This window comes from Arthrobacter sp. SX1312, assembly GCF_002929295.1.
Classification (GTDB): Bacteria; Actinomycetota; Actinomycetes; order Actinomycetales; family Micrococcaceae; genus Arthrobacter_D.
Genome location: NZ_PJIM01000002.1, coordinates 47,347 through 74,023 on the forward strand (window position 1 = coordinate 47,347; position 26,677 = coordinate 74,023).

The window sequence follows — 26,677 nt, forward strand, 5'->3', positions numbered from 1 at the left end:
GTGTCGGTTCCCTCCGCAGCGGAGGCTGCCGGCATCACCCTCGAGCCGGCGTCCGGGCCGTGGGGACGGCCCGTGGGAGGGGCCGTGGGACGGACACCGCCTGGGGCGTCGTGATCCGGGCAATTCGCTTCGGCATGCGCGGTCCAGCGAGCTCGGCTCACGGCCGGGCCCGAGCCGGGTCCGGCTGCCGTGCCCGCTGCAGGACCGGAGCCACTGCCAGGAACAGGGCCGGAGGTGCGGCCGACAACCGGGGTGGCGGTGCGATCCGTCGCACGCCCCGCGGCGCCGCCCGCGACATCGCCACCACGGCCGATCCCGCGCTCGCCCGGGCGCTCCCCCGCATGCCTCCGGTACAGCTCGCCGAAGGACGACGCCGAGTGCGTGTCCCGGGCACCGGCACCCGGGCGCGACGGATCCGCTGCCGCGCGCGGAACGGCTGCCACGGGAAGCCCCTGCACGGGGGTCATCGCGCCATGCTCGCGAGGAAGGCCGCCTGGGCCGCGTAGGCCGGCTCGGCAGACTCCGGAGTTGCGGCAGCGCCGACCACCGGGGCCGCCACGGACGCGGCTCCGGCGGGAGCCGTCGGCAGGAGGCGGCGGATGGTGGTGATGTTCGCGTCGGTCTCCCACATGTCCCGGACCGCGACGGTCTTGCCGGGCTGCGGGGCGTCGATCGCCTTGCCTCCCCCCAGGTACATGGACACGTGGCCGCCCTCGAGGCTGAACAGCAGGTCGCCGGGCTGGGCCTCCGCGAGCGACGGGACGTGGGTCCCGGCGTTCATCTGGTCCCAGGTCACGCGCGGGATCTGGATGCCGATATCCGCGTATGCGCGCTGCACGAAGCCCGAACAGTCGAGGCCGGACGCGGGGTCGGTGCCTCCCCACACGTACGGGACGCCCTCGTAGGACCGTGCGGCCTCGATGAGCCGGGCCGCGTCCGCCGAGGCCGGAACGGGTACAGGTGCGGTGCCTGCTCCGGCGACGGGCGCCGGGGAACTGACAGCGGGTGCGACGGCGGGCGCCGGGTCGACGGCCTCGGCGGCTGCAGCACCACCGGAAGCACCGGAGACACCCGCGAGTGCATCGGCGAACAGGTCCGCGGAGCTACTCGCGGGTGTCCTGGACGAACCTGCCGAGGTGGCGCCCGTCGTCGCCGCCGCCGGAGCAGCCTGCGCCCGCGCCGCCGGGGCGGAGAGCATGGTCAGGGTGGACTGGATCTGCTGGATGCGGCCTACCGCGTCGGTGATGGTCATGATCTCTCCTCTGCACTGCGCCGGGCACTGCTGACCGAGGCGAGTTCGTCGAGGACACGCTGCTCGGCACCGATCAGCGCCGTCGCCTCCGCGTCCCGGTGGCGGTCCTCGAGTTTCTCGAGGCCCATGGTCGCCGCGCGAGCGGCGCGGTACTGGTCCTGGGCGCGGCACTGCTCACCCTGCAGCTGCTGCTCGAGAGCGTGCAGGTCGGCGAGCATGCTGCGGGCCGACGCCCTGGCCGCGGCCACCGCGTACAGCGACGCCGAGCCGGCGGGGCTGATGTCCGTGCCGTCGAGGGCGTCGCTGAGGTCGTCGGTGTGGGTGCGCGAAGCCCGGAGGCGTTCGTTCGCTGCCGCCAGGGAACCCGCGGCCTCTTCCTCCCGCAACTGGCGCAGCCGGAGCAGGCCCGCGAGGGGGAACTGTCGTGCCATCAGGAGACTCCCATCGATGTCGTGAGGCCGGCCAGGCGGTTCCAGGCGTCGTCGAACGGGGTCTGCTCGTCCATCCGCTGCTGCAGGAAGGCGTTGATCCCGGCCTCGTGGTTCAGGGCTGCGTCCACGAGCGGGTTGGACCCGCGGGCGTACGCACCGACGTCGATGAGGTCCTGGGCAGCTTTCCGTGCGGCAAGGGTCCTGCGCAGCACGGCGGCCACCGCAGCCTGCTCGCGCGTGGTGACACGGGATGCCACCCGGGAGATCGAGGCCAGCGGGTCGATCGACGGGAAGTGTCCTGCGACGGCGAGCTTGCGGTCGAGCACCACGTGCCCGTCGAGGATGGACCGCGCGGCGTCGGCGACGGGCTCGTTGTGGTCGTCGCCGTCCACGAGCACCGTGTACATGCCGGTCACGGAGCCTGACGCGCCGGTCCCCGCCCGTTCGAGGAGCTGGGCGAGCAGCGAGAAGGTGGAGGGCGGGTAGCCGCGGGTGGCGGGGGGTTCGCCGACACTGAGGCCGATCTCGCGCTGGGCCATCGCCACCCGTGTGAGCGAGTCCATCATGAGCATGACGTCGGCGCCGCCGTCGCGGAACGCCTCGGCGATCCGCGTGGCCACGAACGCGGCGCGCAGGCGGAGGAGTGCCGGCTCGTCCGACGTCGAGACCACCACGATCGACCGGGCGAGGCCTTCGGCGCCGAGATCGTCCTCCAGGAAGTCCCTGACCTCGCGGCCGCGCTCGCCCACGAGGGCGATCACCGAGACGGCGGCGTCGGTGCCGCGGGCGATCATGGACAGCAGCGAGGACTTGCCGACCCCGGACCCGGCGAACAGCCCCATGCGCTGCCCGCGGCCCACGGTGGTGAGCGTGTCCATCACCCGCACGCCGAGCTGGAGGGGTTCGGTGATGCGGGTGCGTTCCAGCGCCGGCGGCGGGGTGTTGTCCAGCGACACCCATGCGACGTCGGTGAGCGGGCCGCGCCCGTCGATGGGCCGGCCCACGCCGTCGAGCACGCGGCCCAGGAGGCCCGGTCCCACCGGCACCAGCAGCGGGCCTCCCTGGGCGCGCACGGGCGCTCCCGCCTGGATGCCCGAGAGGTGGGCGTACGGCATGCAGCGCAGCCCGGTGAGCGAGGCGGCGACGACCTCGGCGTCGACGGTCCCGGAACCGGCTGCAGGATCGCCGATCGTGACGACGTCCCCGATGGCGCAGTCGAGGCCCACGACATCGACGCCGAGCCCCACCACGGAGGCGACCCTGCCGTACCGCTGCGGCACGGCGGCGGCGAGTGCGCGCCCCAAGGCGTCCTCGATGGCGAGGCTCATGCGGCACCCCCGGCGGCCAGGGCGGACCGCACACGGGCGAGCGCCGTACCGAGGCACGCGTCCACATGACCGTCCGGGCACTCCGCGACGGCGTCGCCGCGCTGGAGGGAGGCATCGGGCACGAGGCGCACGGCGGCCGGGGCGTCCCCCGGGGTGAGCACGGCCAGGTCCGCGGGATGCAGGCGCACGGCACGCACCTCCACACCCTCCGCTCCCCGGAGGGCACGCGCGACGGCGGCACGCGCCGAGGACGGCCCGTCCTCCAGGGCACGGCCGAGCAGGGCCTCGGTGATGCCGACGGCGGCATCGAGGATCCGGGTGCGTGCCTCGTCGATGACCGGGGCGGTCCGCGCGTCGAAGGCCCGCGCGGCCGTGTCCAGGACCCGCAGGCGCTGCGCGAGGACAATGTCCGCCTGCGCACGGGCGGCGGCGTGCTCGGCGTCGAGCCGCGCCCGGTGCTCGGCGAGTTCGGCGCGCGCGAGGGCCAGCCCGTCGGCGTACCCCGCGGCGTGGCCCTGGGCGACGGCGGCATGGTGCGCGGCCTGGCCCGAGCCGGGGCCGAGACGTGGGAAGGCGAAGGGTGCGAGGGCGTCAGTCGACATACTCGTCCTCGTCCCCGCGCTGGATGGTGATGGTGCCCTGCGCCTCGAGATCGCGGATGGCGCGCACCACCTCGGCGCGGGCCTCCTCGACCTGCGACATGCGGACGGGACCGACGGCGCGGATCTCGTCGTCGAGGATCTCCCGGTTTCGCTCGGAGACGTTGGAGCGGATCACGGTCACCACCGCCTCGGCAGCTCCCTTCATCGCGAGGGCGAGGACGGCCGAATCGATCCCGCGCAGGACCTGCTGGACGTCGCGGCGCTCGAGGTGGACGATGTCCGCGAAGGTCAGCATGCGCGCGCGGACCTCCTCGGCCAGCACCGGGTCGCGGAGCTCGAGGCCGTCGAGCAGCGCACGTTCGGTGCTGACGTCCGCCCGGTTGATGATGTCGACGAGGGGCTGGATGCCGCCGATCGCCGTCGTTCCCCGGCGCGGAGCCGCGACGGCGCCGGCCCTGATCTTGATGGTGTCGGCCACGATGGACACCGCCTCCGGTGTCGCGGAACCCATGGTCGCGATGCACTGGGCCACGTCGGTGCCGGTGTCCTGGTTCAGCCCGGTGAGAACGGTGGACGCGTGTTCGGGCCTGAGGTGCGCCAGGACCAGGGCGATGGTCTGCGGGAGCTCGCCCTCGAGGACCGTCTGGATCTGGCCGGGCTCCACGCTGTCGAGGAACTCGAACGACTTGCCGGCCGCCGTCGAGGCCAGGCGCCCCACCACGCCCGCCGCGCGCTCCGCGCCGAAGGAGGACTCGAGCAGCCCGATGGCCACGTCCATGCCGCCGCGCGTGCGGCGCAGGCCGCTGGTGGTGATCTCGTGGAACTCCGCGAGCGCCTCCTGCGCCGCGGCGGGTTCCACCCGGCGCAGGCGCACGATCTCGGCGACGATCTCCTCGGCCTCGGCCTCGGACATCTGCTTGAGGACCTCCGCCGCCCGGTGCTGGTCCAGCTGCATGAGCACCATGGCCGCCTTCTGGGTCCCGGTCACGGCGGCGCGGGCGAGGGTGCTCATACGCTCTGCCTGTCATCCATCATGCTGCGCAGGAACTCGGCCGTCTTCGCGGGGTCCTGGGACGCGAGGGCCTCGACCTCCGCACGCATGCGCTCGAGGTCGGATTCCGCCGCCCCTGCCTGCAGAGCGGCCTGTACCGCGGCGACGTCGATCGTGGTGGTGCTCGGGGCCGGCTCCAGGGGGGTGAGCAGAGCGGGCACGGGATCGATCGCGGGGGTGCTGGGCGCGGGGATCGCCGGGTAGACGCCCTGCAGCTCCCCGAGGTCGAGCGGTTCGCGTCGCTGGCGGCGCGAGCGGCGTGCGTAGATGATGAGCGCCACGATGGCGACGAACAGGATGGCCGCCACGATGGACAGCGTCCGGATGAGGTCCGCCCGCTGCTGTGCCGCGGCGGCGGCCTCGGCCTCGGCCAGCGCATCCGCGGCGGCGTTGGCCCCGGCGTCGCTGAACGGCAGTTCCTCGACCGTCACCACGTCGCCGCGGGCTGCGTCCACGCCGGCGGCGCTGGAGACGACCGCGGTGAGCGCGGCGACGTCCATGTTGGCCGTGGCACCCCGGTTCACGGCGACGGAGATGGTCTGGCGGTTGATGCCGCCGGCGGGCACCGTGGTGGACTCCGTGGTCTTGTTCACGGCGTTGTTGCGTGTGCTCGTCTCGGAGTTGAAGGTGCCGTCGCCGTCGGCGCCGTCCTCCGGCACAGCGATGTTGTCCGGGCCGAGGACGCCGGCCCGGGCGCCTCCGGCGCCCTCGTATTCCTCGGTGGAGGTGGACTCGTTGAGGGCGGGAGCGTTCTCGGGCGTCGTGAAGGTCTCCTCGACGCGCTCGGCGCTCTCGCGCTGCATGTCCGCAGCAACGGCGACGGTCGCGTTGCCGACCCCGACCACGCGGTCGAGCATGGCCTGCACGGAGGCCTGGATGCGCTGCTCGTAGTCCGAGGCCTGCTGGTCGCTGCCGCCGGTGGCGCCGACGCCGACCGCGGACAGCACCCGGCCCTCGGAGTCGATCACGGCGACGTCGGCGGCGTCCATGCGGTCGATCGAGGCCGAGGTGAGGTGCGTGATCGCCTGCACCTGGTCGCTCGAAAGGGTGGCGCCCGGGTTCGTCTGCACGAACACCGACGCCGTCGGCTTGCCCTGCTCGGCCACGAAGACGGTGTCCTCGGGGATGGCGAGGCGGACGGTCGCGGCCTTGACGCCGTCGATCGCGGAGACGGTCGCGGCAAGCTCTCCCTCGAGCGCCCGCTTGTAGGTGGTGGACTGCTGGAACTCGGAGGACGTGACCCCCATGTCGTCGAGCAGCGAGTAGCCACCGGTGGAGGACGACGGCAGCCCCGCGGAGGCCGCCTTGATCCGCTGGTCGTAGACGGCGGTCTCGGGGACGAGGATGGTGCCGCCACCCTGGGTCAGCTCGTACGGCACGCCGTCGGTCTGCAGCTGGTCCACGATGGTGCTGGCGTCCTCACCGCTCAGCCCCGAGAACAGCGGGGTGTAGGAGGGCTTCGAGAGCCAGGACGTGAGCGCGATCCCGCCGAGCACCAGCACGGCGACGCCGATGATGGCGATGGTGCGCTGGGCGATGGTGAAACTCTTCACGGCGTCACCCAGACGGGTGGCGGCGGTGGACAGGGGCGTGGGCATCAGGCCTGCATCCTCATGATCTCGTTGAAGGCGTCAACGCCCTTGTTCCGGACGGCCGCGACGAGCTCCAGCGTCACCTGGGCGCGCGTGGAGGCGAGGGTGGCGTTGTGGATGTCGGTGAGGTCACCGGTGACGGCCTGCACCGAGAGCGCGTTCGAGGCCGACTGCAGGCCCTGGATGTTGTCCACGGCGGAGGTGAGGGAGGTCGCGAACCCCTCGCCGCCGGTGCCGGACACGGCGCCGGCGGACGGCAGGTAGGAGGTGGCAACGGGCTGGACGGCGCCGATGGCGGGGACGGGCATCAGGAGCGTCCGATCTGGAGGGCGGCTTCGTAGGTGGCTTTGGCGCGGTCGACGACGGCGGCGTTGGCCTGGTAGCCGCGCTGCGCCATGATGAGCTGCCCCATCTGGGCGCTCATGTCGATGTCGGGGTAGCGGACGTAGCCGTCCGCGTCCGCGAGAGGGTGGGTGGGTTCGTGGACCAGACGGCCCTCGGCACTGCCGAACTCGGTCCCGGCGACGTACGCGCCCTGTCCGTTCCCGTCGGCGCTCACCGTGATGTAGCGCTGCTGGAAGGCGGCGCCGTCGGTCGAAGTGACCGTGTTGGCGTTGGCCATGTTGTCCGCGACGGCGTCGAGCCACTTGCGGTGCAGGGTGAGCCCCGTGCCGGAGATTCCGATGGCGTCGAAGGTCATCAGTTGGTCCTCAGTGCGGTGCGGATGCTGGTGAAGGGGCCCTCGACGGCGCGGGCCGCGAACTGGAAGCGCAGCACGGTGTCGATGTTGGAGAGGGTCTCCGTGTCCATGTTGACGTTGCTGCCGTTGAGCCGGGTGGGTTCGAGGGAGGTGTCGGTGGTGGCCTGCACGCTGCCGTTGCCCATCGACACCGACCGCGCGAGGGCGTCCTCGAAGCTGACCCGCTGCGCGTGGAAGCCGGGAGTGTTGACGTTGGCGATGTTGTTCGCGGTGACGCGCTGGCGCAGGGCGAGCCCGTCGAGGGCACTGCGCAGGGCGAGCGAGGACACGGAATCGAGCACGGCGGCAGAACCTCTTCTTGCAAGGCTGAGCGGCCGATCCATGGCCTGGGGGTGAGCGATCCATGCTCACCGGGAACTATCGGTCGTGCCCGTACCTGCCGTTAGGTACTCGCCGGTGGAACTTCAGCCCGTGACGTCGAGGTACACGGCCGACTCCTGTGCGACTGTCGCTGCACGGACCGATCCGACGGCGCTGCGGTGGCGCCGCAGGGTCTCGGCGTCGGCGGTCAGGCGGGTGAGCACGGCCTGCTGGCGTTCGCTGATGCGCTGCGCACGCGGAAGGAGCTCGGCGGGGATGGGACCGTCGACCTGCGGCGGTATCCAGCCGGCGAGGACGGCGGTCTGACGCATGAGGTCGCCTGCCGCGGGGTTTCCCGCGTGGTCGACCACGGAATCGGCCGCGGCCTCCAGTGCGGTTTCGAGCGCGTCGAGAACAGTGGTCCAGGCCGTGAGAGCTGCGGTAGTCATCGGACTGTCGGGATCAGCCGACACCGAGCACTCCGAGGGAGCGGGGCGCGTCCTGGCCCTGCTGGAACGCGGGAGTCTGGCCGGTTGGCTGCGTGTGACCGGCGCGGGCCGCCTCGTGCCACGCCTGACGCAGAGGCTCGAGGATCTCGGCGCACTCCGCGGTCTTCGCGCGGTCCCGCCGGGTGTTGGCCTCGACCAGGGTCTGCCGTACATAGGTATAGAGGGACAGAAGGCCTGCCGCGCCGTCCCAGATGTCCGTGCGCAGCGAGGACATCAACTCGCCCACGATGTCCTGCGCGTGCAGCAGGTTCTCCGAGGCTTGCGTCCACTCCCCCGCCTCCTGGGCGGCACCGGCCCGCGCGAGGTCGAGCAGCAGCCGGTCGTAGAGCATGGTCAGTAGCCCCGCGGGGGTCGCCGAGAGGACGGCGTCCTGCACGTACTGCGACCGCTTGGCCTGGTATCCGTTCATCTGCAGCATCTAGAGCCCGCTTCCGGTCGGGAGGCCTGCCAGCTGGGATGACAGCCAGTCCCCCTGTGATTGGAGTTGTGAGAGCTGGACCTCGAGCGCCGAGTAGGTGCGTTCGAGGGTCGCGCGGCGCTTCTCGAGCCGGGTGTCCCAGCCGGACACCTGGTCGTTGAGGCTGCGGACCGTCGATTCCTGGCTGGTGATCCGGCGCGTGAGTTCGCCGTCGTACTTGTCCGAGGCGGCTTTGCCGGCGTCCGCGACCCGCGCGGAGAGCTGGGTGAGGGCGTCCTTAACGACGGCCGGATCCTTCGCAAGCGCGGCGGCGAACTTCTCGGCGTCGAACTCCACGGTCCCGGAGCGGGTCAGCGTGATACCGAGCTCCGATGTGGACCTGCCGTTGATGGGCGCCGTCGCCGCCGTGAGCATCGACTGGGTGATCCCACGGACGGCGCTGTCGCCCGTGAACCGGCCCGACGTCGGCGCCGCGCTGGCTGTTGCGCCCGGGGTGACTTTCGTATTGGCGTCCACGAAGGAGAAGACGCCCCGCAGGGCGTCCACGAGCTCCTTCGCCTTCGTCGACGTGGCCTCGGCATCACGGGAGACCGTCACGGACACCGGTTCGGTGGTGGTCTTGGCGACGGTCACGGAGACGCCGGGGAGGATGTCCGTGAACGTGTTCGACGACGACGTGACGGTCTGCTCGGCCGCCGTGCCGCCCCAGAGGACCACCTCGGCGTCCTGCGCAGCGCGGACAGTGGCCGCGCCGGTCTCGGTGAAGAGGTCGGTCGCGGTGCCGGCGGCGACGTCGGCCGCGGTGCCGCGGAAGACTTCGAAGCCGTGCTCGGCGCCGGGTTCCTGCGCGGTGAACTGGAGCCGATACTGCTGCACGCCGCCGACGGTCCCGGTACTGACCTTCGTGGCGGTAATCCCGACGTCGGCCTTGTTGACCTGGGCGACGACGTCGTCGAGCGTCCCGGTGGTGGCGAGCTCGGTTGTGGTGCCGTCCTTCGCCCGCAGGGTGAGCGTGGAGGCCTCCGCGGAGAAGGCCGTCATGGCCGCGGTGACGGAGGACTGGGACTGGGCGAGCTGCCTGACGGTGAAGTCGAGGGTGCCGGCTCCGGCGGAGGACGTCGCGGTGGCGGTGGCAGCGTCGGAGCTGCTGGCGACCTTGTAGAGGTCGAGGGCTGCGGGCTTCGCGGTCTTGGTGGCGAGCTCGGTCAGGGAGCTCAAGCGGGTGTTCAGCTGCTGCAGGGCGGTGACGAAGCCCTGCGTCGAGGAGGCCTTCGCTCTCAGGAGCGTCTGCGGGCGGGCTTCCAGCTGCATGAGCTGGTTGATCATGTTCGTGGTGTCCAGCCCGCTGGCGATGCCGTCGATGGAGAACGCCATGGGTCTACCTCTCGGGTGGGGCTGGAAGGTGCTGCTGATTCGACTGCAGGTTCATCTGCGAATTCCCCGTGGCTTTTCGCGGCGAATGCACGGCGGCGGGACCTCTCGGTCCAGGATCGGTCCCGCCACCGTGCACTCTTGCCTACGAACTCACCGTCTAGCGGAGGAGCTGAAGGACACCCTGGTTCATCTGGTTGGCCTGCGCGAGCATCGCGGTACCGGCCTGCGAGAGGATGTTCGAACGGGTGAAGTCCGCCATCTCCTTCGCCATGTCGGTGTCCGTGATGCGGGACTTGGCCGCCGAGAGGTTCTCCTGCGAGACGTTGATGCTGTTGATCGCGGACTCGAAGCGGTTCTGCACGGCACCGAGCTCGGAGCGCGACTTGGAAACAGCCGTGATCTGAGTGTCCAGTGCGGCAATCGTCGTCAGGGCGTTCTCCGCAGAATCGAAGTTCAGGCCGCCAACAGTGGTACCCAGAGTCGAGATATTTGCACCCGTGAGATTGACACCGATCTGATCGTTCGCCGCGGTGCTTCCTGCACCCACCTGAAAGGTGAGGTCAGCGCTACCGTCGAGAAGCTTGGTGCCGTTGAAGTTCGTCGAGTTGCCGATTCGCGTCAGCTCTTCGGACAGCGCGGTGACCTCGGCCTTGATCGCGTCGCGTGCATTTGCGTTGTTCGAGTCGTTACCCGACTGCACCGCCAGATCGCGAACACGCTGCAGGATGCTGTGGACCTCGGTCAGCGCACCTTCAGCGGTCTGGACCACGCTGATGCCGTCCTGGGCGTTGCGGGCTGCAACTCCCAGGCCACCGATCTGCGAGCGCAGGCCCTCGGAGATCGCCAGGCCGGCGGCGTCGTCGGCTGCACGGTTGATGCGGAGACCGCTGGACAGCTTCTCGAGCGACTTGGACATATCGCCCTGGGTGCTGGAGAGGTTGCGGTATGCGGTGTTGGCCGCGGTGTTGGTGTTGATCTGGAAACCCATGATGTATTCCTCCGTGAAAGGGTTGCTATCGCAGGCCCATCCATGGGCCTGCAACCGTAGCTATCGGAAGCGGTCCCACGGAGTGTTAGGAATCCGTCGAACTTTTTTTTCGTGCACGTGTCGCGGCGTGGTCAAACTCAAGGAAGCCCCAGTTTTCGCCGTGGGTTGGGCCGGAACAGGCCGGATCGGGGATCGGGCCCGCGGGGCGGCCGTAAGCTCGCTGTTCGGTCAGGTGCCTGATCCTGATCCTGAACGGAAGGAAGTACCGGATGCATGCTGATGCCCGTGTATCCGATGGCGGCAGTGTGACGCGGCCGCAGATCTCCCGGATCCCGGTGATCGTGCTGGTCACCATCTCGGCGCTGTATGTCGTCGCCCTGCTGCTCGGCGACCTGGTGCGGTTCGACGTCCTCGGCGTGTGGCTCGGCGTCATCGCCGAGCTCTCCGCCGTCGCCGTGTGCATTGCCGCGGTCCTGAGGACCCGCCTGTCGCGATGGCAGGTAGTGCTCGGAGCCGCGGCCGTGACCGCCTACACCGCAGGCGATGTCTACTACCTGTCGACACTTAACGGGCAGCAGGCCCACGACGTCGTCTCGGCCGCGGACGTGGCCTACCTCGCCTTCTACCCCCTGATGCTCGGCGCCCTCGTCGTGACCGTGCGGAAGCTGAAGGGCGCGGCGTGGCCCCTGCTGCTGGACAGCCTGGTGGGAGCACTGGCCGCCGCATCCCTCATGGCCCTGATCCTCGCGCCGGTCCTGCGGTCCGGCGCCGGCGGCGGCACGACGTTCGGGATGGTCGTCGTCGTCATCTACCCGCTGCTCGATCTCCTGCTGATCACAGCCGTCGGCGGCCTGCTGGCCTCCCGCGGGCTCGATCTCGGGCCGCGCTGGCTGGTGCTCGTCGCCGGCCTGATCCTCTTCGCCGCTGCGGACATCGGCTTCGCGCTGGGCGCGCAGGAGTACGCCGTCGGCTCGATCGTCGACAGCGGGTGGATCCTGGGTATCGTCGCGATCTCCCTGTGGATCGACGGCGTCGCCCGGGCCGGGACGGCTTTCCGCCACCACGACCGTGGACTGCCCGCCTTCACCACGCTGATGGTGTCCACGACCTCGGCCCTCGCCGTCCTGATCATCGGGTGCCAGATGCCCATCTCGCCCCTCGCCCAGGTCCTCGCCGCCCTCACCCTTCTCCTCGCCGCGGCACCCCTCCTCTTCAGGAACCGGCTGCTGGTCACCCTCGCGACCACGGACGACCTCACGGGACTGCCGAACCGCCGGGGATTCGTCACGGACCTTCACGGACGCCTGGGCAAGCATCGACCCGGCGCCCTGTTCTTCCTGGACCTCGACCGCTTCAAGGACGTCAACGACGCCCTGGGGCACAACGTCGGGGACGCCCTCCTCGTCCAGGTCAGCGAGCGCTTCGCCGGGGCGCTGAGGCATGACGATCTCCTCGCACGCCTCGGCGGCGACGAGTTCGCGGTGTTCCTCGACGGCCTGTCCCAGAAGGAAGCCCTGATCGTGGCGCGACGACTGGAAGCAGAACTCGCGGAACCCATCCGGGTCGGGACGGCCTCCCTGAAGATCAGCGTCAGCATCGGTATCGCCCTCACGCCCGAGAACGGCTCGGACATCAGCCTCCTGATGCGGAAGGCGGACATCGCCATGTTCCGGGCGAAGGCCACCCGCAGCGGACACCATCTCTACAGTTCGATGGACGACGACGGCGGCGCCCGGAAGCTCAGGACCCTGCAGGAGCTCCGCACGGCTCTGGTCGAGCGGCAGTTCGAACTGCACTACCAGCCCAAGGTGCACCTCTCCGACCACGCCGTGACCAGCGTCGAGGCCCTGGTCCGGTGGAACCACCCTGTTCTCGGCCAGCTGCCGCCGACGTCGTTCCTCCCCCTGGCGGAGGAAGCCGGCCTCATGCCCCAGCTCTCCGAGCTCGTGCTCGAGGCCGCAGTGGACCAGGTCTCGCGATGGCATGCCGACGGGCTGGCGATCAGCGTTGCCGTGAACCTGTCCGGGTCGTGCATCCAGCAGTATCTGCCCCGGCAGATCCTCACCCTCCTCGAGCAGCACAACACGCCGCCGGAGTGCCTCATGCTCGAGATCACCGAGGACATGCTGATGGCCGACCCCGCCCATTCCGCGAAGATCCTCGCACGCCTTCGCAGCGCCGGTATCCAGATCTCGATCGACGACTTCGGGACCGGTTACAGCTCCCTGGCGTACCTGCGCGACCTTCCCGCCGACGAGCTGAAGCTGGACCGCTCCTTCATCACCGCGATGCGCACCGACCCACGCGCCGGCGGGCTCGTGGGTTCCATCATCGACCTCGCACACAGCCTCGACCTGCGGGTGGTCGCCGAAGGAGTCGACAACGGGGAGACACTCGTGGAACTGCGTGCGCTGGGGTGCGATCTGGCCCAGGGCTTCCACTTCGCCAAGCCGCTGCCGGCCGCGAAGGTGGTCCCCTGGCTCACCAGGCACGCCCGGCCCGCAACGGCCACGAGCGTTCTCGGATGAGCGCCTGCTGGTAGGTTGTCGGCGACGCGCCTGACGACAAGCCCTTACATCGCTGCAGGCACCGCCGATAGTTCTCCCGGTTCCACCGTTCGTGGCACCGGGGAGGAGGTAGAACCGTGAGCGCCCAGAATCTGTCGGCACTGCTCTGGCAGGAGCGTGAACTGCTCGAGCTCCTCGTCTTCAAACTCGAGGAGGAACAGCTCCTCCTCACCTCCGGCAGGACCCGCTGGCTCCACCACGCCACCCGTGAGGTGGAACAGGTGCTCGAGCGGCTCCGCGACACAGGCCTCGCCCGTGCCGTGCACGCCTCCGGTGTCGCGAAGGACTGGGGCATCGATGGCACCGCCACCCTCCGTGAGCTGGCCGCAGCAGCCCCCGACGAACCCTGGGGTGAACTGCTGACCGCGCACCTCCAGGCGATGACGGTCCTCGTGGCGCAGATCGGCGCGCTGCGCGACAGCAACCAGCTCTTCCTGAAAGCGGCCAGCCGATCCGCCCAGGAGACCCTCGCGGGGATCGGCACCGGCACAGGCACATACGCCGCGGACGGCGCTGCGGCCCGCGGTCACCGCCAGGGCCACGCACAACCCACCCTCCTCGACAAGGACATGTAGCGCGACGATGAGCACATTCAGCGGACTCACCACGGCGTACTCCGGACTGGCCGCAGCGCGCGCAGGCCTCGACGTCACCGGGCAGAACATCGCCAATGCGACCACGCAGGGGTACACGCGGCAGCGGCTCGAGACCGCTTCCGCCGCCCCGGCCCGGCCCTCGCTCTTCACCACCGGCATCCGTCCCGGCGAAGGCGTCCTCACCACGGGCATCGCCCGACTCGGAGACGCCCACCTCGAGGCACGCGTCCGGATCACGGCCGGCGCCGCCGGCTACACCGCTGTCCGCGCGCAGGCCTTCGCCACACTCGAGGACGGGCTACGGGAGCCCGGCGCCCACGGCGTCTCGGCGTCCCTCCAGGACTTCTGGGCCGGCTGGCAGGAGGTCTCCAACGCACCCGAGAAGGGCGCCCCGGCGTCGACGCTGCTCGCAGCCGCAGGGCAGCTCACCTCCCGCATCGCCGCGGGCTACCGCGAGGTCGAGACCCAGTGGGCAACCTCACGATCCTCGGCCACCTCCCTCGCCACCGAGGTCAACGACGCCGCCGCGCTGGTCGCCGACCTCAACCGGCAGATCCGCTCCGCCGTCAACGCCGGTACCTCCGCCAACGAACTCATGGACCGCCGCACCACGCTGACGGCGACTCTCGCAGGGCTGACCGGTGCCACGGTCCGCGACAACGCGGACGGCACGACCGACGTCCTCGTGGCCGGCAACCCCCTCGTCTCCGGCACCACGGCCCTCACGCTGCAGGTCACCGGACCGGCTGGGCTCGGCGGCGCCGGGACCGTGCAGGTCGAGTGGTCGCATCGCCCGGGGACTCCGGCCGGCGTCGAGAGCGGAGAGCTCGCCGCGACGCTCTCCCTCCTCGCCCCTGCCGGCGACGGCGGTCCCCTCGCCCAGGCAGCGGCCGGGTACAACGCATTCGCGACGACGCTCGCCGACCAGGTGAACACACTCCACAGCGACGCAGGCAAGGGTCCGTTCTTCGCGTACCAGCCGGACCGCGCCGCCGCCTCCCTCGACGTGCTGCCGACCCGCCGCGAGGACCTCGCCGCCGGCGCACCGGGAGCGGGCGGCCTCGACGGCTCCGTGGCCGACAGCATCTCGGCGCTCGGCACGGGCAGCGGATCGCCCGACGCCGCATGGTCGGCGTTCGTCGTCGATCTCGGTGCCGTAGCGCGCACCGAGCGGCAGGCCTACTCCCTCGCGGAGGTCTCCGCCACCAGCGCCCTGCAGCAGCAGCTGAGCGCCACCTCGGTCAGCATGGACGAGGAACAGGTCAACCTGCTGCAGTACCAGCACGCCTACCAGGGCGCCGCGCGCGTGATGACGGCCGTCGACGAGATGCTCGATGTCCTCATCAACCGCATGGGAATCGTCGGACGCTAGGGAAAGGCCACCATGATCACGCGCGTCACCAACCACACCATGATGCAGGGAGCCCAGCGCTCACTGCAGCACAACCTCGCGCGGCTCGCCGAGCTGCAGGAGAAGGCGTCCAGCCAGAAGGCGATCAGCCGCCCGTCCGACGATCCGGCCGCCGCAGGGGAGGCGCTGCGCGTCCGCGCCGAGATCCGCGCGAACGAGCAGTACGCCCGGAACATCTCCAACGGCGAGGGCTGGCTCTCGCAGCTCGACAACGCGATGACGACGTCGAAGCGTGCGCTCGACCGCGTCAACGACCTCACGCTGCAGGGCTCGAACTCCGCCCTCCCCCCGGCCGCCCGGGAAGCCCTCGCACTCGACGTCAAGTCCCTGCGCAGTGAACTCGCTGCCCAGGCCAACGCGACCTACGCCGGCCGGTTCCTGTTCGCCGGGAACTCCGACGCCGACGATGCCCTCCGTGCGGATCTCACGTTCGAGCCCGGCGGGACGGTGGAGCGCAGGGTCGGCCCCGACCAGAACATCCGCGTCGATGCGGACGGCACGGCCGTCTTCGGCAGCGGCACCGGCTCGGTCTTCGCCCTGCTGGACGCGATCGCCGCGGACCTGGACGCCGGCAAGGACGTCTCGGTGCACCTCGCGCCGCTCCAGCAGCGCATCCAGGCCCTCACCACCGAGCACAGCGAGATCGGCACCCGCCACGCGCGCCTGCTCGAAGCCAAGGACGCCGTCGCCGATGCCTCGCTGACCCTCGAAGGAGAACGCGCCACCGTGGAAGACGTCGACCTCGCCTCCGTCATCCTGGACCTCAAGCTCCAGGAGACCGCCTACCAGAGCGCGCTCGCCGTCTCGGCCCGCGTGCTGCAGCCCTCCCTGATGGACTTCCTGCGATGAGGGCCGCGTTCGTCACCCCTCCCCCGGGGCTCGCGCCGCTCACGGACTTCCACCTCGAGCAGGTGCAGGGCGCGGACGGGCTGTTCACGCTCACCGCGGCGCAGGACACCGGCGTGCGCCTGTTCCTCCTCGACGCCGCCACGTACGTCCCGCAGTACAGCCCCCGCTTCTCGGACGCGCAGCGCGACGTCCTCGGAGCGGACGTCCCGGAGGCCCACCTGTTCGTCGTCGCCAATCCCGGTCCCAGCGGTACCACCGTCAACCTGGCCGCGCCGATCGTCCTGGATCCGACCACGGGACGCTGCGCTCAACTGATCCTCGAGGGAACTGACTACCCGCTCCGGGCGTCCCTGGCCCAGGCCGCCTGACCACGGGTCGGAGACGGAAAGAGCCGCCCGGCGATGCCGGGCGGCTCTTGTCATCTCACGTCGTCGTGCAGGTGTGGCTGGTCACGCTGTCGCGCACCCACCACAGCTGCTCAACGAGCGGACGGTGCGTGGAGGCTACGCGAAGTCGGCCGTCGCGGGATCGGCGCCGATGCGGCCGGCCGCGCCCTTGTCGAGCCCGTTGATGGCCTCGATGTCCTCGTCCTCGAGCTTCACATCGAGGGACTCCCAGTTCTCGATGATGCGCGACTCCGTGACGGACTTCGGGATGACCACGTTGCCGAGCGCGAGGTGCCAGGCGAGCACGACCTGCGCAGGGGTGGCGTTGCGCTTCTGCGCAATGTCCTGCAGCACGGCGTCGTCGAGCAGTCCCTTGCCGGAACCGAGGGGCGACCACGACTGGTGGAGGATGCCCTTCTCGGCCTCGAACGCGCGGAGCTCGGCCTGGTTCAGGAAGGGGTGCGTCTCCACCTGGTTGATGGCCGGGACGACGCCGGTGGCGTCGATGATCTCGTTGAGGGCCTCGATGGTGAAGTTCGAGACACCGATGCTCTTCACGCGTCCCTGCTTCTGCAGCTCGATGAGGGCCTTCCAGGTGTCCAGGTACTTGCCCTGCTTGGGCTGCAGCCAGTGGATGAGGTAGAGGTCGAGGGTCTCGAGGCCGAGACGCTCCATCGACTCCTCGAACGCCTTGAGGGTGCTCTCGTAGCCTTGGTCGGCGTTCCACAGCTTGGTGGTGATGAACATTTCGTCGTGGCTCAGGCCGGACGACGCGATGGCACGGCCCACGCCGGCTTCGTTCCCGTAGATCTTGGCGGTGTCGATGTGGCGGTAGCCGACCTTGAAGGCCTTGCCGACGACGTCCTCGGCAACGTTGTCCTCGACCTGCCACACACCGTAGCCGAGCTGCGGGATCGTGTGGCCGTCGTTGAACGTAAGATTCGGTGATGTAGTCATATAGGCGGGAACCAACGATGCAGCCCGTTTATTTCTGTTCCCACCGACAACTATCAGCCAGCGTGCTTTCGGACCGGCCCTGGCGGCCGCGCCGGTCGGCCCGCGGGACGGGGGTGGGACGTGCTCGACGACGACCAGGCAGCCCTGCATGACGCCGCCTACCGGTATGCCTTCCGCCGATCGCTCTCGGCACGGCTCGCGTCCTCCGCCGCCCGCGAGGCCATCGAGTCGCTGGACGCCGGACCCGTCACCGGACCTCCCGATCCGGGCGACGACGGATTCTCCGCACCCGAGGCCGGCTCGGACCGCGACGCCGTCCTGCGGGCGACCAGGGCCGTCCTGGAGCGTTACCTTCCCTCGACGCTGCCACCGCGCGCCGGCGGCGATGCCTCCCTGCAGGCGGCCCTCTCCGACCTCTCCCCCGCCGACCGCGAGCTCCTCCTCCTGCACCATTGGGACGGTCTCACGGCCGAGGACGCCGCGCGGGTGGCCGGGGGCGAGCCGGGACGCCTCCCTGCCGTCGAGGCCGCCTGCGCCCATCCGGCCCTGCGCGGGCGTGGGACGGCCGGTGAGCTGCCGTCCGGCGCTGCGCTCTCCGCCGCACTGGCCGCCGCCGACCCCGCCGCCGTGATCACCTCCGAGGACCTCGCCCGCAGCCGCCGCGGCCTTCCCGGCATCGGAGTCGCGCCCTCGACCGATGAGCGGCGTGCCTCCCCTCCGACCAGCGAGCGGCGTGCCGCCGCCACCCCAGGCACCCCAAACACCCGGGTCACCCCGGCAGCACCCGCCGCCGCTGCGGCGGAGCATGCCCCGGCTGTGCGGGAGGACCACCCCCGACTCCTCGCCCGCGCCGGGATGCCCCGCGGGCGGGTCCAGGCGGTCCTCGGGACCCTCCTCCTGCTCGTCGTCGTCGCGGGTCTGGCCACGGCCCTCATTCCGCGCGCCGCCCCCGGCCCCGCGGGCGACGTCGAACGGCTGTTCGCCCTCGCCGACGTCGTGGCCGTCGTGTCCGTCGCAGCTGTCGAACCCACGACGGTCGACGGCGAACTGCGGATGCTGCAGGCCTCCTCCGTGGTGCAGATCGTGAAGGGGGACGCCGACGGAACCACCCTGACCGTCGACGTCACCGGGCGGAGCACTCTCGAGCGCCCCTACGGCCGGGAACTCTTCCCACCGGACCGACTCGTGTTCCTGGTGCGTGACGGCGACGGCGTCCTCTCGCCGATCGAGGGGGAGGGGTCCGTCCTGACGCTGATCGACCGCCGGTCCCCGGAGGCGGCGACGATCGGCGGAGACCCGGCGCCGCTGCCGGACGAGCTCCGCGACGCCATCCGTGCCCTACCCGCGGAGGAGCTCACGCTGGACACGAACGGGAGGGCACCGGGGTCGCTGCCTGCCGAGTCCGTCGTGGGCACCCGCCCGGCCGAGGGCCGCGACGTCCAGAACCTGCCCGCGGACCGGCTCGGCACGTTCCGCGTCCTGCCCGCGGGGGACGGCCGGGCGTGCGTGGTCTTCGAGTACACCGGGCGGTCGGTCCTCCTCCGCTGGCCCGAGGGCTTCTCCGCCTACGAGCGCATCGAGGTCCTGTCCTATCCGAACGGGGACCCCCGGCGCGGTCGGCAGGTGCTGACGGTCCTGAACGACCGCGGCTACCCGTACGTGGACGAGCAGCGGCAGGCCCCGTTCATCGGCGGCGTGCCGACCGGCGAACAGGGCGAGTGCGGCGGACAGGAGCTCGAGGTCTGGGACATCGCCGTGGAACCCGGGACCACGCTGCTGTCCTACTGACCGCCGGGCATCGCCCGCTCGGCCTCCTCGACGTCCTCCGCCACGAGCTGGGCGCGGCGGCGTACGTTGTCGAGGCCCGAGGACGCGACCCCCCACCGTTCGCCGTCGAGCCTCGTCATCGCAGCGGCCTCCGCGGTGGTCGCGAGGGTGTTCCCGGCCCGGGACAGCGCCCGGTGCACCTGCAGGAGGGCGCCGGGGATGTCGAGGCCCGTACTCGGGGACGAGGCCTGGGCGCTCACGCAGATGGCCCGCACACGCGGCAGCATCGCGCCGAGCTCGTCGGCGACCGCCACGAGCTCGTTGTAGACGTCGTCGTCCTCGATGCCTTCGAGGATCTGGTGATAGCGGTCGAGGCCCCGGCGGAAGCGGTCGTGCGCGCGGCGCCACACCCCGGTGCCGAGCTCGGCGTCGTCCCTGCGACCCTGCCGCGCCGCTGCGAAGAATGCCACCTGGCTGTTACAGGTACTGGCCGGGGCCGTGGCCCTCGGCCTGGTTCGAGGCGGCCTGCCGGCCGGGCAGGGTGCGTTTCGGTTCGCCGTCCTCGCCGATGACCACACCGGGGGCTATCACGGTGCCGGGGGGAAGCTGGCGGAGCTGGAGGCGGGCCGCCAGCTGCTGGTTGGCCATCTGCTGCGCCGCGAGCGCCGTCTGGATGCCGTGGAAGAGGCCCTCGAGCCAACCCACGAGTTGCGCCTGTGCCACGCGTAGCTCTGCGTCGGTGGGAACTACCCCCTCGTCGAAGGGCAGGTTGATACGATGCAGCTCCTCGACCAGCTCCGGGGCGAGACCGTCCTCGAGCTCCCGCACCGAGCGCTCGTGGATGGAGGCGAGCCGGGTGCGGCCGGCGTCGTCGAGCGGCGCGCTGCGGACCTCCTCCAGCAGCTGCCTGAGCATGGTACCGATCCGCATGACCTTGGCAGGTTCGTCGACGAGGTCCGTGAGCGACGCCGTGCGCCCCTCGGCGGGCACGGGGAGGCTCTCGCCCTCGGCGGGTGCCGCGGGCGCCGGGTCGGACGGACTGGCAGGCTGCTGTTCAGTCATCCCGCTATGCTCCCACAACCGTCCGGGGCCGATACGTCAGATCCAGCCCTGCTCCCAGGCGAGTGTCGCGGCCTCGTAGCGCGACGGCGCGTCCAGCTTGGTCATCGCGGAGGACACGTAGTTCCGTACCGTGCCCGGCGCCAGGTGGAGCTCGCGGGCGATCGTCTGCAGGCTTGCCCCCTGCCGGCTGTGCCGCAGGACGTCGAGTTCGCGGGCGGTGAGCGGACACGATTCGCCGGTGAGGGCGCTGGCCGCGATGTCCGGATCCACGTAGCGGCGGCCCGCGGCGACATCCCGGATGACGTCCGCCAGCTTGTCGGCGGGGGTCGACTTCGGGACGAACCCGGACACCCTGCTCGCCAGGGCACGGCGCAGCACGCCGGGCCGGGCATGCCGGGTGACGATCACAACCCGCGTCGCCACCGTCCGGAGGATCTCCTCCGCGGCGTAGATGCCGTCGGTCGGCGGCATCTCGAGGTCCAGGACGCACACGTCGGGGGTGTGCTCCTTCGCGAGGCGCGTCGCGTCCGTCCCGTTGTCCGCGCTCGCCACCACCTCGAGGTCCGGTTCCAGCCCCAGCAGTGCCTCGAGCGCACCACGGATGAGATGCTCGTCGTCGGCGAGGACCACCCGGATCACGTCCGGTCCCCTCGGGCACCGGTGGTCCCGGTGAGGGCGGAGGCAGCTGAGGAGACCACGGCCGTCTCCGTCGGTGCAGCCGGCACGGAGACCGGGCCAGGGGTGGCGCGGCTTGCACCCGACGCCCCGAGGGCGGTGCCCGGGAGCCCGGGTGTGGTGGCCGTGAGCACGAAGAGCCCGTCCTCCTGCCGGACCTCGATCCCTCCGCCGACGGCTTCGAACCGCCGTCGGAGCCCGTCGATGCCTGATCCGCCGGGGCGGGCGTCGGCGCCGACGCCGTCGTTGATCACGGTCAGGACGGATCCGGTCCCGGTCCGGGCGAGGCACAGCGTGACCGCGATCGCCTCGCTGTGACGGAGGATGTTGGTCGTGGCCTCGCGGATCACGAGGCCGAACAGGGTCCTCTCCTCCGCGGGCAGCGCATCGGCGTCGACGTCCACCGAGCATTCGATGCCCGCGGCGCGGAGGACCTCGGCGGCATTCGCGGCCTCGGCGGAAAGGGACACCGTCCGATACCCGTGAACGAGGGCCCGGGTGTCCTCCAGCGCGGTCCGGGCCAGCTGCTGGGCCTCCGTGATCTGGACACGTGCCGCTTCGGGATCGGCGTCGAGCAGTCGGCCGGCGAGCTCCGTCTTGAGCGCGATGACCTGGAGGTGGTGACCCTGGATGTCGTGCAGGTCCGCTGCGAAGCGCAGCCGCTCCTTGGCCACTGCGAGCTCCCCGGAGGTGCGGCGGCTGTCGTCGAGGCGCAGCACGATGTCCCACCACCAGATACTCGCCACGAAGAGCATGGGAGTCATCAGGGCCCAGACAGCGAGGGAGGCCACGGCGCCGCCCTCCCAGGATGGACCGCCGACCGTGTGGCCGAGCAGGAGTCCGAGCGGCCCGTGCACGAGGAGCACAACCAGCCCGACACCGAGGATCCACCACCGGGGGCGCCGCCCGACGACGACGGCCAGTGCGTTGCAGGCCAGCCAGAGCGGGACGGCCCCCACCCACAGGGTGTGCGGCTGTCCGAGGCCGATGAACCAGAGGGCACCGCCCGGCAGCAGCAGCCACAGGGTGTAGTGGCGCGCAGGCAGTCCGCCGCCCAGGCCTCTCCTGAAGAACCAGCAGTAGCGGACCAGCGATGCAGCGGAAGTCAGCGCGAGCACGAGGATCACGAGGTCGGGCAACTGCATGCCGTACTCGCCGCCACCGAGCATCACCAGGGTCGAGACCGCCGTCACGAAGAGTCCGTAGGCTGCGATCGTCCCGACCGTGTAGCGCCAGGTCGCCCTGACTCCGCGCCCGGGCTCCGGCTGCTCCGTCGTCTCCCCGTTCCGGGTGCTGCGTCGAGCAGTGAAAAGCGCCATGGTCACCATGGTAGGACCATGACATTTGTCATGGTCCCGGTGTGGAGACCATCAGGTGAGGTCATGACGGACGGGCACTGACACGTGCCGGCGCGGCTGGCGAGGATTGACCCATGACCACATCACCCAGCACCCAGGCATCCCCGTCCAGGCAGGGCCGGCGGGCCGCGTCCGAGGCACCCGCCGACACCATCGCGGTCTCGGCCGAGGGCCTGCGCTGCGCCTACGGCTCATTCGAGGCCGTGCGCGGCATCGACCTGTCCATCAGGAACGGGGAGTTCTTCGCGCTTCTCGGCACCAACGGCGCAGGCAAGACCACCACCATGGAGGCACTCGAGGGGCACCGCCGTGCCTCCTCCGGCAGCGTGTCGGTCCTGGGTGGCGACCCCTACAGCGACAGGGCCTCGATCCGCCCCCGCCTCGGCATCATGCTGCAGGAAGCCGGGTTCGCCGACGACCTCACGGTCGAGGAGACCTGCCGCCTCTGGCTCCGGCTTTCGTCGGCCCATCCGCGGACCGGGAGCCAGGCGGAGGTGATCGCGAGCGGACTGGAGGTCCTCGACCTCGCGGCGAAGGCGACCACCCGGGTCAAGATGCTCTCGGGCGGTCAGCGGCGGCGCCTCGACCTCCTCCTCGCGACGGCGAACGAACCGGACCTCCTGTTCCTCGACGAACCCACCACGGGCCTCGACCCGGAATCCCGGGAACGGACGTGGGAGCTCGTCCGGGGCCTGAACGACGCCGGGACCACGGTGGTCCTCACGACCCACTACCTCGAGGAGGCCGAGAGCTACGCGGACCGGCTCGCCATCATGCACGACGGTCGGATCGCCGTGGAGGGCACCCTTCCGGAGGTGCTGCGGCGCGAGCCGTCGGTCATCTCCTTCGAGGTGGATGCGTCCGTCGACGTCCTGCAGCTCGGCGGCGTCGGGCTGTCCCCCGACTTCACCCCTACCCCTGCCATGACCCGGGTGACCGTGCCGTCCCTGGATCTCCAGCAGGACCTCTGGAGGGTCCTGTCGTGGGCGGAGGGGGACGGCGTCCGCCTCGACCGCCTGTCCGCGTCGGAGGCCTCCCTCGCCGCGGTCTTCCGCCGGGTCAGCCTCGGCGACACCGCCTAGCTCCCGATCCAACAGTCCGACAGGAGAAAACCATGACCACCCTCGCAGAGGCCCACTCGACGCCCCGCGGTCCTTCCGCCGCCGGCCGCATCACGTCCATCGCACTCATGGAGCTGCGCATCATCTTCCGCAACAAGACGGTGCTCCTCGGCGCCGTCCTCATGCCGATCGCCATGGCCGTGTACTTCTTCTACTTCGGTGCGGAGCAGATGGTCGGGCCCTCGGCCACCGCCGTCATGGCGGGATTGACCCTCATGATCGTCGCCCTGCTCGGCGTCTACCTGACCGCGACGACGACGATCGCGACGCGGCGCGAGGAGCTCTTCCTGAAGCGGCTGCGCAGCGGTGAGTCCTCCGACACCGTCATCTGGCTCGGCATGCTGGCACCGATCGTCGCCCTCGTCGCCGGGCAGCTCGCGATCATCGCCGTCGGCTTCGGGGTGGCGGGGATGGACGCCCCGGCACGGCCGCTCGTGGTGCTCGGCGCCGTCCTCGGGTTCCTCGCCCTCTGTGCGACCGCCGGCATGCTGACCAGCATCTACACGCCCTCCGCGGCGGCCGCCCAGATCACCACCCTCCCCTTCCTCGCGGTCGTCATCGGCACCTTCTTCTGGACCGCCTTCGACGACGGTTTCGAGGCCGTGTCCCGGCTGACCCCGGGCGGCGCGCTGCAGAACCTGCTGATGGCGGGGTGGGGCGCCACCGAGCTGGACCTGACAGTGGCCGGTGCCGCCGCCGCCCTCCTGGCATGGATCGCGCTTCCCTACCTGGCTGCCGCGAAGCGCTTCCGGTGGGAAAAGCGCTGACCTCCCGGGGACGACGAAGCCCGACGCCGATCCTCCGGCGTCGGGCTTCTTCGTGCGTGAGGTGCCGACTAGCAGCAGCGGCCCTCCGGGTTGGCGTCCTGGCGGTCCGTCTTGTCCCGCCAGAACTCCCGCTCGGTCATGGGCCGGCCACCGGCGTGCGTGCGCTCGTGGTGGTCGAGGTACGCCTGGTAGGCGTTCTCCCCCATGATGCCCTTGAACAGCCAGGCCAGCTCCCGTGCGGTGTCGCGCACCCGGGTGAGGCTGTGCGGCACGGTCATCAGTGGCCCGTCCTCGCCGGACGCTTGCCGGGTTCGAGGGCCGCCCACTGGGCCTCCAGGTCCTTCTCGGCGGGGGTGGCGATCAGGCCGGCCGGCGCGAAGACACGCGAGGCCACGGGAGCATCCTCGGCATCCGCCCCGCCACCGTGCCGGTAGGCCTTGATGGTGGCGATGATCGAGGTGGTGATCACGATGATGGCCAGCACCACGAAGACGATCGACAGTGTGCCCTGGATGAAGGTGTTGCGGACCACCGCCTCCATGGCGGCGACGGTCTGCGCTGCGCCGAAGCTCTCCTCCCCCGCCGCGAGCGCGTCGCGGAACGCCCTGTGCTGCGCCCAGTAGCCGATGGCCGGGACCGGCGAGAAGATCTTCAGGAACGACGCCGTGATGGTCACCACGGCGGCGAACGCCAGCGGCAGGGCGGGGATCCACAGGAACTTGAAGTACCCGCGCTTCGCGCAGATCGCCATGCAGACCGCGAGCGCGATCGCCGCCAGCAGCTGGTTCGCGATGCCGAACAGCGGGAACAGCGTGTTGATGCCGCCCAGCGGGTCCGTGACGCCCATGATGAGGATCGCCCCCCAGCCGGCCACCATGATCGCGGTGCAGATCCACGCCCCGGTGCGCCAGGAGGTGTCGCGGAAGCGGGGCACGAAGTTGCCGATGCTGTCCTGCAGCATGAACCGCGCCACGCGGGTACCGGCGTCGACCGCCGTGAGGATGAACAGGGCCTCGAACATGATCGCGAAGTGGTACCAGAACGCCATCATCCCCGCGCCGCCGAAGACGCCCTGCATGATCTGGGCGATGCCGACGGCCAGGGTCGGGGCGCCACCCGTGCGGGAGACGATCGACTCCTCACCGACGTTGGAGGCCATGGTGCTGAGCGCCTCGGGAGTCAGGCTGACGCCGGTCAGGCCGAGGCCGTTGACGAACGCGACCGCACCCTCGATGGTGCCGCCCGTCGCTGCCGCCGAGGAGTTCATGGCGAAGTAGATGCCGCGGTCGATCGACAGCGCCGCGACGAGGGCCATGATCGCCACGAAGGACTCCATGAGCATGCCGCCGTAGCCGATGAAGCGCGTCTGGCGCTCCTTCTCGATCATCTTCGGCGTGGTACCGGAGGCGATCAGGGCGTGGAACCCGGAGAGCGCACCGCAGGCGATGGTGACGAAGAGGAACGGGAACAGCGTGCCCGCGACGACCGGGCCCTGCCCCGAGCTCGCGTACTCGGTGACCGCGGGGACACTGATCTCGGGACGCGTGACGACGATCGCGACCGCGAGCATGATGATCGTGCCGATCTTCATGAAGGTGGAGAGGTAGTCGCGCGGGGCGAGCAGGAGCCAGACCGGCAGGACGGCGGCGATGAAGCCGTAGATGATGATGCCCCAGGCGATGGTGATGCGGTCGAGCGTGAAGAGTTCGACGCCCCACGCCGTCTCGGAGATCCAGCCACCGCCGATGATGGCGAGCAGCAGCAGCACGAACCCGATCACGGACACCTCGGTGACCTTGCCGGGCCGGAGGTAGCGCAGGTAGACGCCCATGAACAGGGCGATCGGGATGGTCATCGAGACGGAGAAGACGCCCCACGGGCTCTCGCCCAGGGCGTTGACGACGACGAGGGCGAGGATCGCGACGATGATGATCATGATCGCGAGGGTGGCGATGAGCGCCGCCGTGCCGCCGATGATGCCGAGTTCCTCGCGCGCCATCTGGCCGAGCGAGCGGCCGCCCCGGCGCATGGAGAAGAACATCACGAGGTAGTCCTGCACCGCGCCCGCGAAGATCACGCCGATGATGATCCACAGGGTCCCGGGAAGGTAGCCCATCTGCGCGGCGAGCACCGGGCCCACGAGGGGGCCGGCTCCGGCGATGGCGGCGAAGTGGTGGCCGTAGAGGACGCGGCGGTCGGTGGCGGCGTAGTCCTTGCCGTCGGCCTTGTACTCGGCGGGGGTCGCACGACGGTCGTCCGGCTTCAGCAGATTCCGCTCGATGAACTTCGAGTAGAACCGGTAGGCGATCAGATACGTGCAGACCGCCGCGAAGACGAACCAGATGGCGTTGACGGTCTCTCCGCGGACGATCGCGAGGATGGTCCAGGAAACACCGCCGAGGAGGGCGATGCCCACCCACAGGGCGATCTTCGCCGGCGTCCACCGGCGGTCTTCTGCTTCAGCCCGCTGCGGGTCGACGGCGACCGGCGGCAGGTTCGGGTCCGTCACCAGCACGTCGGCGTGCCGGTGGGACCCGTTCTGCTTCTTACTCATGT

At 70.6% G+C, this 26,677-nt stretch carries 28 protein-coding genes; 8 read left to right on the forward strand and 20 right to left on the reverse strand.

The annotated features are described in order from the left end of the window. Positions 1-463 precede the first annotated feature (463 nt). The 13 genes from CXQ92_RS07660 to CXQ92_RS07720 form a co-directional block, all read right to left on the reverse strand. Positions 464-1,252 carry a C40 family peptidase gene (locus CXQ92_RS07660; RefSeq protein WP_104166929.1) on the reverse strand — a complete coding sequence of 263 codons (789 nt, stop codon included), beginning with the start codon at positions 1,250-1,252 and terminating at the stop codon, positions 464-466. After that, entirely contained in the window at positions 1,249-1,683 is a 435-nt protein-coding gene (locus CXQ92_RS07665; RefSeq protein WP_104166931.1) for a flagellar FliJ family protein, read from the reverse strand. The genes CXQ92_RS07660 and CXQ92_RS07665 overlap by 4 nt, the downstream gene beginning before the upstream one ends. Then, a complete protein-coding gene (locus CXQ92_RS07670) occupies positions 1,683-3,011 on the reverse strand; it encodes a FliI/YscN family ATPase (RefSeq protein ID WP_104166933.1) in 1,329 nt (442 codons plus the stop codon). The genes CXQ92_RS07665 and CXQ92_RS07670 overlap by 1 nt, the downstream gene beginning before the upstream one ends. After that, positions 3,008-3,613, reverse strand: a complete 606-nt coding sequence (locus tag CXQ92_RS07675; RefSeq protein WP_104166935.1) for a FliH/SctL family protein — start codon at positions 3,611-3,613, stop codon at positions 3,008-3,010. The genes CXQ92_RS07670 and CXQ92_RS07675 overlap by 4 nt, the downstream gene beginning before the upstream one ends. After that, the gene (gene fliG, locus CXQ92_RS07680) at positions 3,603-4,625 is read right to left on the reverse strand and encodes a flagellar motor switch protein FliG (protein WP_104166937.1); all 1,023 of its coding nucleotides are present in this window, start codon (positions 4,623-4,625) and stop codon (positions 3,603-3,605) included. Before fliG ends, CXQ92_RS07675 begins: the two co-directional genes overlap by 11 nt. Next, positions 4,622-6,262 (reverse strand): flagellar basal-body MS-ring/collar protein FliF, encoded by a 1,641-nt coding sequence (fliF, locus tag CXQ92_RS07685; protein WP_104166939.1) that lies wholly within the window; start codon positions 6,260-6,262, stop codon positions 4,622-4,624. The genes fliG and fliF overlap by 4 nt, the downstream gene beginning before the upstream one ends. Further along, positions 6,262-6,564: a flagellar hook-basal body complex protein FliE gene (gene fliE / locus CXQ92_RS07690; RefSeq protein WP_104166941.1), complete on the reverse strand. Its 303-nt coding sequence runs from the start codon at positions 6,562-6,564 to the stop codon at positions 6,262-6,264. Before fliE ends, fliF begins: the two co-directional genes overlap by 1 nt. Beyond that, entirely contained in the window at positions 6,564-6,956 is a 393-nt protein-coding gene (locus CXQ92_RS07695; RefSeq protein WP_104166943.1) for a flagellar basal body rod C-terminal domain-containing protein, read from the reverse strand. Before CXQ92_RS07695 ends, fliE begins: the two co-directional genes overlap by 1 nt. After that, a complete protein-coding gene (locus CXQ92_RS07700) occupies positions 6,956-7,297 on the reverse strand; it encodes a flagellar basal body protein (RefSeq protein WP_104166945.1) in 342 nt (113 codons plus the stop codon). The genes CXQ92_RS07695 and CXQ92_RS07700 overlap by 1 nt, the downstream gene beginning before the upstream one ends. A 123-nt stretch (positions 7,298-7,420) precedes the next feature. Next, entirely contained in the window at positions 7,421-7,765 is a 345-nt protein-coding gene (locus CXQ92_RS07705) for a hypothetical protein (protein WP_146067412.1), read from the reverse strand. Between the two features lie 13 nt (positions 7,766-7,778). Continuing rightward, positions 7,779-8,243, reverse strand: a complete 465-nt coding sequence (gene fliS / locus CXQ92_RS07710) for a flagellar export chaperone FliS (RefSeq protein ID WP_104166948.1) — start codon at positions 8,241-8,243, stop codon at positions 7,779-7,781. Further along, positions 8,244-9,617 carry a flagellar filament capping protein FliD gene (fliD, locus tag CXQ92_RS07715; protein WP_104166950.1) on the reverse strand — a complete coding sequence of 458 codons (1,374 nt, stop codon included), beginning with the start codon at positions 9,615-9,617 and terminating at the stop codon, positions 8,244-8,246. 157 nt (positions 9,618-9,774) lie between these two features. Then, positions 9,775-10,605, reverse strand: a complete 831-nt coding sequence (locus CXQ92_RS07720) for a flagellin (protein ID WP_104166952.1) — start codon at positions 10,603-10,605, stop codon at positions 9,775-9,777. Between the two features lie 269 nt (positions 10,606-10,874). On the opposite strand from CXQ92_RS07720, the gene CXQ92_RS07725 reads away from it, so the two are divergent. The 5 genes from CXQ92_RS07725 to CXQ92_RS07745 all read left to right on the forward strand — a co-directional run bounded on the left by CXQ92_RS07725 (position 10,875) and on the right by CXQ92_RS07745 (position 16,396). After that, complete coding sequence (locus tag CXQ92_RS07725) at positions 10,875-13,133, forward strand: bifunctional diguanylate cyclase/phosphodiesterase (protein ID WP_104166954.1); 2,259 nt, start codon at positions 10,875-10,877, stop codon at positions 13,131-13,133. A 116-nt stretch (positions 13,134-13,249) separates the two neighbouring features. Continuing rightward, entirely contained in the window at positions 13,250-13,747 is a 498-nt protein-coding gene (locus tag CXQ92_RS07730) for a flagellar protein FlgN (RefSeq protein ID WP_104166956.1), read from the forward strand. 7 nt (positions 13,748-13,754) lie between these two features. Further along, the gene (gene flgK / locus CXQ92_RS07735) at positions 13,755-15,140 is read left to right on the forward strand and encodes a flagellar hook-associated protein FlgK (protein ID WP_104166958.1); all 1,386 of its coding nucleotides are present in this window, start codon (positions 13,755-13,757) and stop codon (positions 15,138-15,140) included. Between the two features lie 12 nt (positions 15,141-15,152). Continuing rightward, entirely contained in the window at positions 15,153-16,028 is an 876-nt protein-coding gene (gene flgL, locus CXQ92_RS07740) for a flagellar hook-associated protein FlgL (protein ID WP_104166960.1), read from the forward strand. After that, positions 16,025-16,396 carry a flagellar assembly protein FliW gene (locus CXQ92_RS07745; RefSeq protein ID WP_104166962.1) on the forward strand — a complete coding sequence of 124 codons (372 nt, stop codon included), beginning with the start codon at positions 16,025-16,027 and terminating at the stop codon, positions 16,394-16,396. The genes flgL and CXQ92_RS07745 overlap by 4 nt, the downstream gene beginning before the upstream one ends. Positions 16,397-16,531: 135 nt before the next feature. On the opposite strand, the gene CXQ92_RS07750 is transcribed toward CXQ92_RS07745, so the two are convergent. Further along, the gene (locus tag CXQ92_RS07750) at positions 16,532-17,371 is read right to left on the reverse strand and encodes an aldo/keto reductase (protein ID WP_104166964.1); all 840 of its coding nucleotides are present in this window, start codon (positions 17,369-17,371) and stop codon (positions 16,532-16,534) included. Positions 17,372-17,491: 120 nt separating this feature from the next. On the opposite strand from CXQ92_RS07750, the gene CXQ92_RS07755 reads away from it, so the two are divergent. After that, a complete protein-coding gene (locus CXQ92_RS07755) occupies positions 17,492-19,159 on the forward strand; it encodes a hypothetical protein (protein ID WP_104166966.1) in 1,668 nt (555 codons plus the stop codon). On the opposite strand, the gene CXQ92_RS07760 is transcribed toward CXQ92_RS07755, so the two are convergent. The 4 genes from CXQ92_RS07760 to CXQ92_RS07775 are packed head-to-tail and all read right to left on the reverse strand — an operon-like array spanning position 19,153 to position 22,194. Further along, entirely contained in the window at positions 19,153-19,608 is a 456-nt protein-coding gene (locus CXQ92_RS07760; RefSeq protein WP_104166968.1) for a hypothetical protein, read from the reverse strand. The two genes, CXQ92_RS07755 and CXQ92_RS07760, sit on opposite strands and share 7 nt — an antisense overlap. A 7-nt stretch (positions 19,609-19,615) precedes the next feature. Continuing rightward, entirely contained in the window at positions 19,616-20,200 is a 585-nt protein-coding gene (locus CXQ92_RS07765; protein WP_104166970.1) for a bacterial proteasome activator family protein, read from the reverse strand. 36 nt (positions 20,201-20,236) lie between these two features. Continuing rightward, a complete protein-coding gene (locus CXQ92_RS07770) occupies positions 20,237-20,839 on the reverse strand; it encodes a DNA-binding response regulator (protein WP_104166972.1) in 603 nt (200 codons plus the stop codon). Next, positions 20,836-22,194, reverse strand: a complete 1,359-nt coding sequence (locus tag CXQ92_RS07775) for a sensor histidine kinase (protein WP_181033591.1) — start codon at positions 22,192-22,194, stop codon at positions 20,836-20,838. The genes CXQ92_RS07770 and CXQ92_RS07775 overlap by 4 nt, the downstream gene beginning before the upstream one ends. A 113-nt stretch (positions 22,195-22,307) precedes the next feature. Between CXQ92_RS07775 and CXQ92_RS07780 the strand changes: the two genes are divergently transcribed. Next, positions 22,308-23,315 carry an ABC transporter ATP-binding protein gene (locus CXQ92_RS07780; protein WP_104166976.1) on the forward strand — a complete coding sequence of 336 codons (1,008 nt, stop codon included), beginning with the start codon at positions 22,308-22,310 and terminating at the stop codon, positions 23,313-23,315. A 32-nt stretch (positions 23,316-23,347) separates the two neighbouring features. Next, positions 23,348-24,121, forward strand: coding sequence for a hypothetical protein (locus CXQ92_RS07785; protein ID WP_104166978.1), 774 nt, complete (start codon positions 23,348-23,350; stop codon positions 24,119-24,121). Between the two features lie 68 nt (positions 24,122-24,189). On the opposite strand, the gene CXQ92_RS07790 is transcribed toward CXQ92_RS07785, so the two are convergent. Together CXQ92_RS07790 and CXQ92_RS07795 are read right to left on the reverse strand one after the other, a co-directional pair. Beyond that, positions 24,190-24,399: a YbdD/YjiX family protein gene (locus CXQ92_RS07790; protein ID WP_104166980.1), complete on the reverse strand. Its 210-nt coding sequence runs from the start codon at positions 24,397-24,399 to the stop codon at positions 24,190-24,192. Further along, positions 24,399-26,675 carry a carbon starvation CstA family protein gene (locus CXQ92_RS07795; RefSeq protein ID WP_104166982.1) on the reverse strand — a complete coding sequence of 759 codons (2,277 nt, stop codon included), beginning with the start codon at positions 26,673-26,675 and terminating at the stop codon, positions 24,399-24,401. The genes CXQ92_RS07790 and CXQ92_RS07795 overlap by 1 nt, the downstream gene beginning before the upstream one ends. Positions 26,676-26,677 lie beyond the last annotated feature (2 nt).